The organism is Achromobacter sp. 2789STDY5608615, assembly GCF_001298995.1.
Taxonomy (GTDB): Bacteria; Pseudomonadota; Gammaproteobacteria; order Burkholderiales; family Burkholderiaceae_B; genus Achromobacter; species Achromobacter insuavis.
On the sequence record NZ_CYTY01000027.1, the window covers coordinates 47081 to 53632 of the forward strand.

Below are 6552 nucleotides of genomic sequence, written 5' to 3' on the forward strand. Positions count from 1 at the left end.
CTGCGACAGGTCATTGGCGTTGCTGTGCAGGCCCAGCGCGCCCATCCCGAGGATGTCGCGCCCCGCCCGCACCGAGACCGGCAGCGCGGCCTCGTACCAGGTCAGCACGGTGCGCGGCCGCCCCTGGAAGACATCCGCCGTCATGCGCGTCTCGGCGCCGACGCGCAGGCCGACAATATCGCCATTCACGGCATGCAGGCGCGCCACCTCGCCTTCGGTCTGGCGCGGCGCGGCATCGAGCGGGGTATTGGGTCCGAACACGAACAGGGGCTTGGCCGAGTTCTGCCAGAACCGGTTGCCCTCGACGGAGGTGTTCAGGATCGTCTGGCTGCCCATATCGCCGCCGTTGACGGCCATGAACCCGGGACGCCACGGCGTCGGCAGCGGCGTGTCCGCGCCCGATATCGACACCGCATGGGCGTCCGCGGCGAAGATCGAGCCGCTGGCCAGCATCGACAGTTCGCCGGCGGCCGACGGCGCCAGCAGCAGCACGTGATTGGTGTTTTCCGCTTCGCGCGTGGTGGCGGCCAGGATGACGTTGCCGCCGGCCGCCGTCACATTGAGTTTGGCGGGGTAGACATAACTGATCTGCCGCTGCGCGCCGGCCCGGATCGTATCGTCGGTCAGCAGGTCCGTGCCGGGCCGGAACGTGTTGTTGGTGGTCAGCGGCGTGACGTTGCCGCCGGCCGAGAACAGTTCGATGGCCGTGCTTGGCGTCCACAGCGTGAACCAGCTTTCCGCGCCGCCGCCCTTGGCCAGGCTGCCCTGGGTATAGGGGCTGGTATTGATCTGGCGCACGCGGCCGGGGTCCGGCGCATCGGCCAGCACCAGGTCGCCGCGCGTGTCGAACGACGCCACGGCATCGCCCAGCAGCAGGCGCGGCCCGCCCATGGGGCGGCCGCCGCCCACCGCGGACTGGTCGGGGGCCCGCAGCCGCGCGCCGTCGCCATAGGTCAGCGCGATGCCGCCCACCCGGCCCGCCGTCAACGCCAGTTGCCCGCGCAGATTGACCAGCAGCCCGTTCAGATCGACATCCTCGAAGTTGCCGGCATAGCCGGTGCCCGTGCCAGCGCTGCCGTCGGTCTGCTGCATCGCGCGCAGATTGGGGTTGTACGCGCCACCGATGCGCAGATCCATGTCGCCGCCGCCCGTCAGCACCAGGTCGCCGCCGACCACCCGGCCAGTGCCGGCCACCACGGCCACCAGGGCCTGCGAACGGCCGGATGCCAGATTGTTGTTGAGCAGCGCGTCGCCGCGCGGATCGCGCACGCCGGCATCGCGCCCGGCGCTGATGCTGAGATTGCCGCCGCCCAGGGTGCCGAAGCCGGTGAAGCCCACCACCCGCGGCTGTTCCCCGTTGGTCGACGAATTGCTGGCGTACGTGCCGAAGTTGATCCACCAGCTCGAAGCGATGTCCGTCACCCCCGGCGTGCCCACGCTGCCCTGGCGCCACAGCCAGTTGCTGAGCGCGGCGCTGGGGTACTTGGGGTATTCGACGTCCGGGCTGCCGTAGCGCTGGGCGTTCATGGCGGTCTTGGCCCATGCGTCGCCATAGATGTCGCGGCCCGCCGCCACGGTCAGGTTGCCGCCCTGGTCCGGATACCAGGCGCGGTAGGCGGCCAGCGCCGCGTCGTACTTGCCGTCGTACTGGACGGTGCCCAGCACGGCGTCGTCGGCGGTGGTGCCGCGCGGCAGGTTGAAGCGCGCGTCCAGCGACGCCCCCAGCGATGACTGCGTGCCGGCCGTGTACACGCCGTAGACCGACGCCATGCCGACGTCGCGCCCGGCCAGCAGCGACAGGTCGCCCGTGCCGGTGCGCAGCACGCTGAACAGCGGCGTGCGGTCGGCGTAGCGGTACTCGCGCGTGACGGTGGTCTCGGTGCGGCCGCCGCCTTCACAATAGCTGACCGCCTCGCAGAATTCCGCCTCGGAAACGCCCCACTCGACCTCCAGCTCCGCCACGTAGCGCCCCTTGCCCGACTCGTCGCCGAACCAGTAGAGCGAACCCGCCGCCGTCAGCTTGCGCTTGCCCGCCTCGCAATAGCCGGTGCTATTGCAGAACGTATCCTCGCTCATCTCGTACCCGTCGGCGATGGGCTTGACGGGCGTGCCCAGCAACGACGGATCGAGTTCAAGCTCGTCGATGGCGAGCTGCGTCAGCACCCGCTCGCCGATGAATACGTTGGTGGTGGTCTTGCTGCCATAGGCCAGCCGGCCGTAGTGCGTGTCGGCCAGGATGATGTCGCCCTGCCCGTCCGGCCGGCGCGCCGCCATGTCGGCCGCCGTCAGGTCCGCACCCGCCACCGCCATCACGCTCCAGGCGCTGGCGCCTTCGCCCAGCATCGGCGCCAGGGCCCAGTTGCGGCCCTGCCGACCATCCGGGCCGACGGGACGCAGGTTGATGGGTTGATGGCCCGGCAGTTCGATGAAAGTCTGCGACGGGATCAGCGAGCCGCGCGCCAGATCCAGGCGCGCGCTGGCCTTGAGCGCCGCCGGCAGCGGCACGCCCTTGGGCCAGGTGAAGGCCTGCAGCGCCGCCTCGCTGCGCAGCGTGAAGCCCACGCCCAGGCGGGCGCCCGCGCCCAGCGTCAGCGCCTCCTGCAGCACCGAGCCGGCGCGCAGCACGCGGCCGTCGGCCAGCGTCAGGTCGCCGGTCAGCACCAGGCCGGCGGGCAGGGCCAACGGGCCGTTCAGTGTCGCCGCCATCGGCAGCACGGTGCCGGCCGGCAGCGTGGCGGCCTGTGCCGGCAGGTCGTAGTTCAGCGCCCGGCCGCCCGGGAAGACGGTGCCCGTTTCCAGTTGAACGCCATCGATGGGCACCACCAGGTCTTCGCCGAACGGCGTCTGGCCATTGCCCAGGAAACGCCCTTCGACCAGCTTCCAGCCGCTGTCGTCGATCGTCTCGGGCGGCGGCGCGAAGCCGTCGTTGAGGCTGCCGTGGATGGCCAGGTCGCCGCCGGCGCGCAGCACCAGCTTGCCGGGCTCGCCGTAGCCGCGCAGCGCGGCCACCGTGCGGTTGGCGTTGGGGCCGTAGCGGTAGTTCGACAGGTCGATGTCGCCCGATACCGCCAGATTGCCATCGGGCGTGGCGCTGACGATCTCGACGCCGGGCCGCAAGTGGTACGGGCCCAGCGCCGCCAGCCGGGCGGTCAGCGCGCCATTGCCGAGCGCGGCGTTCATGAAGGCCACGCTCTCGCCGTCGATGCCGTCCAGGTAGGCCTGCGTGATCAGCTGCGGCGTCTTGCCGCTGACGTCGGGCTTGGGCGCCAGCGGCGCGTCGTCATAGCGGCGGAAGGCATTCACCGCCACGGTCTTGGCGCCCAGGATCTGCGGCGTGCCCGTGATGCGGATGGCCACGTCGTTGGCGCCGTCGCCGGAGCCGGCAATGGCGCCGCGCCCGCCGCCGCCGCCCAGGCGGCGGGCATTCAGGTCGAGCGTGCCGAGCTGGCGGCCGGCCAGGCGGCTCGGGTCGTCGGTGCCGGCGCGCAGGTCGAAGCGCGCGCCGGCGTCCAGCACCAGCATGCCGTCGCGCGAGGTCAGTTCGATGATGGCGCGGTTGGCGGCGTCGATCACCTTGCCGTAGCTGTCCAGGCGCAGGCGTGCGCCATGCGTGTCCAGCAGGCCGTTGATGCGCAGGTCGTCGCGCGCCGCCAGGCGGATGCTGCCGACCTGGCGGCCGCTGGCGTCGATACGGCCATTGACGGTCAGGCTGCCGCCATCGACGCTGATCTCGACCACGCGCGCGCGCACCTCGTCGCCCACCACCAGGTCGCCCTGCTTGAGCTGGAAGCGGCGGGCGCCGGTGACGCCGCCCTGGTTCAGGCGTTGATTCAGCCCGGCGAAATCCGCCAGCGTCTGCGCGCGCAGCATGATCTCGGCGCCGTCATAGGGCACGCGCGTGCCGCCGGCATCGTGCTCGCCGCTGGCCCCGCCCAGAATGACGCCGTCCAGCGCCACGTGGCCGCCGGCCACGCCCAGCGCGGCGGCCTGCATGCGGCCGCCGCGCTGGTTGCGCGCCGACAGGTCGATGACCGACCCGGCGGCCTGGACGATGTTGCCGGCCACGCTGTTCAGTTCAAGGTCGCCGCCCCAGCTGTAGCGGGTGACATCGAACGCCGTGAAGGCGCGTCCCGCCAGGTCGATGCGCGCGCCCGCGCCCAAGGTGATGTCGCCATCGGCCTTGACGGTCAGCTTGCCCGACGGCAGCGCCACGGTCGAATCCAGCGTGACGCGCTGCGCCTTCAGATCGAGCGTGGCGCCCAGCACGTCGCGGGCGGGCGCCACGGCGCCGGTGCCCGTCAGCGCCAGCGCGCCGCCGGCGCGCAACGCCAGCGTCGCGCCCGCCTCGCCGGTCAACAGCGGCGTGCGCAGCGTCAGATCGCCGCCCTGGTAGCGCCAGCCTTCTCCCGCCACATAGCCGTTCTGCTTGTGATAGACGTGCAGGCTGCCGGTCGACGCGCCCGTGATCATCTGGGCGGCCTCCAGGTTGACCGCGGCAAAGCCCAGCGCCAGCCGGTTGGCCGGCACCAGCGAGGCCGGCACCGTGTAGGGCGAGTAATCGAAACGGATGACATCGGCCGCGATGGTCAGGCTGCCGTCGCCCAGGCGATCCAGCACCGCGCCGCCCGGCGCCGCCGGCTGGTCGTAGCCCAACGGCGCGTTGCCGGCCGTCGCGGCCCTGACCGAGCCGGCCCAGACGAATTCCGACGCACTGATGCGCGCCGTGTCGCCCGCCGCGCCATAGCCATACACGGCCGGCGCGCCCAGCACCAGGCGCCGCAAGGCCGAGGGACCGGCCGCGGCGCGGGTGTCCAGCGTCACCGCGCCATACACGTTGATGGATTCGGCGGCGTTGAAGATCAGGCTTTCCAGCGCGGGCGCGCCCAACGCCGTATTGCCGCGCAGCAGCCGCGCCAGGGCATCCTGGTCCAGCGCCAGTCCGGGCGGCAATTGTCCTTGTGCCGCGGCCTGGGCCAGCGCCTGCGGCGAGCCCAGGTTCAGGCCGGACACGCTCAGCATCAGGTTGCGCGTACCGTACTCGACGTTGTCGCGCAAAGTGAAGGCGCCGTTGGTGGCCGCGCCCAGGGTGCCTTCCGACACCAGGCGCGTGGTTCCCGAGCAGATGCCCGGGCAGGCGCCGATGTCGATGGCCACGCGGCCGTCTTGCGTCGGCGGTCGCAGGTTGACCAGCCCATTGGACAGGACCAACGCGCCGTTGGTCTGGACCGAATAGTAATAGCCGCCACGCGCGTCCTGCGGCGCCGGTCCCAGCCCGACGGTGGACAGGACGGCCCCCCTGCTCGATGGTGATATTGCCGTTGTCGGGTGAGAACAGCACGATCTCCGGCGCATACAGGCTGGCGCCGCCGCGCACCAGCACGCGCTGGGCGTCGCCGGCCAGGCTGATCGCGCCGAGCGAATCGGCTTGGGTGGAGGCGCCTATCACGCCACCCAGCACCATGCGGGCCGGACGCAAGGCGTTGAGCGCGTCCGCGGAGACGGCCACGCCAGGGCCCGCCAGGGCCGGCGCCTGCCCCGGACCCAGGATTTCCAGGCCGCCGCCCCGCACGTCCACGGCCAGGGTGCCGCCCGCGCCGGTGCTGCCCGGCGCCGCGGAGAAGCGCGCCACGCCGCCGAACGACAGGGCCGGCGTGCCTTCGCGGCCCGCGCCCGGCGTCAGCTTCAGGCGCAGCATGCCCGCGTCGGCCAGCTGCATCGGCAACGGCGTGCCGGTGCGCGCCGCGTTGGCCACCAGGAAGGCGTTGTACGAGGTCTCGTTGTATTGCGCATGGCGCCGCACGACGTCGCCCGGCGTCACCAGCAGCTGACTGGCGGGCACCGCGCCCGGGTTGACACCCGGCGCCGTCATCCGGCCCGTGGTCACCCAGGAGCCGCCGCGGGTCGGCGCGGCCTGCGCGGCGTCGAACACGCCCGGCGCACCGGCCTCGACGCGGAACGCGCCCGGCAGCATGGCGAAATTGGCGGGCAACAGCGTGTAGGTGCCGGGCGGCAAGCCCGGCACGCCGGCGCCGATGGTGACGCGCTGGCCGTACGCAGGCATGGCGGCGTCTTTCGTGGCCGGCGCATAGTCGCCGCCGAAGCCGGGCACGATGGCATAGACGGCATTGCCGGACTTGCTGAAACCGAAGCCGGGATTGGCGTCCGCCATGGCGTACTTGAGCACGTCCACCGAGCCGCCGCGTCCGCGCACGAACGCGGCGCCGGTCAGTTCGCCGCCCCCGGACAGGTCCAGCAGCGAGCCGGCCTCGGCCACGACGGATTTCATGTTGATCTGGATCATGCGGGATGGCGCGCCGTTCGTGTCATTGCCGCCCACGCCGCTGGTCCGGATCTCCTGCCCGCCGTACAGGTACTTGATGCCGTCGGTGGTGCCGCCATAGGGCATGACCATCCCCTGGCCGCTGATCGACGTCACGCTGCCGGCCAGGAAGCGCACGCTGGACGGCGCGCCTTCGGGCCCCATGAACAGAATCGAGCCGAGCGGCGCGCGCACCACGCCGCCCTGGATGATATTGGGCCCCGACAACGTCA

At 71.9% G+C, this 6552-nt stretch carries 1 protein-coding gene and 1 pseudogene; one reads left to right on the top strand and one right to left on the bottom strand.

Annotated elements, in window-relative coordinates; all coding sequences use genetic code 11:
* Positions 1-5208, bottom strand: a pseudogene (locus tag AOZ49_RS21560) (hypothetical protein); the annotation flags it as partial.
* Positions 5209-5693: 485 nt separating this feature from the next.
* Between AOZ49_RS21560 and AOZ49_RS33850 the strand changes: the two are divergent.
* Positions 5694-5828 carry a hypothetical protein gene (locus AOZ49_RS33850; protein WP_255353704.1) on the top strand — a complete coding sequence of 45 codons (135 nt, stop codon included), beginning with the start codon at positions 5694-5696 and terminating at the stop codon, positions 5826-5828.
* The last annotated feature ends 724 nt before the right edge of the window (positions 5829-6552 follow it).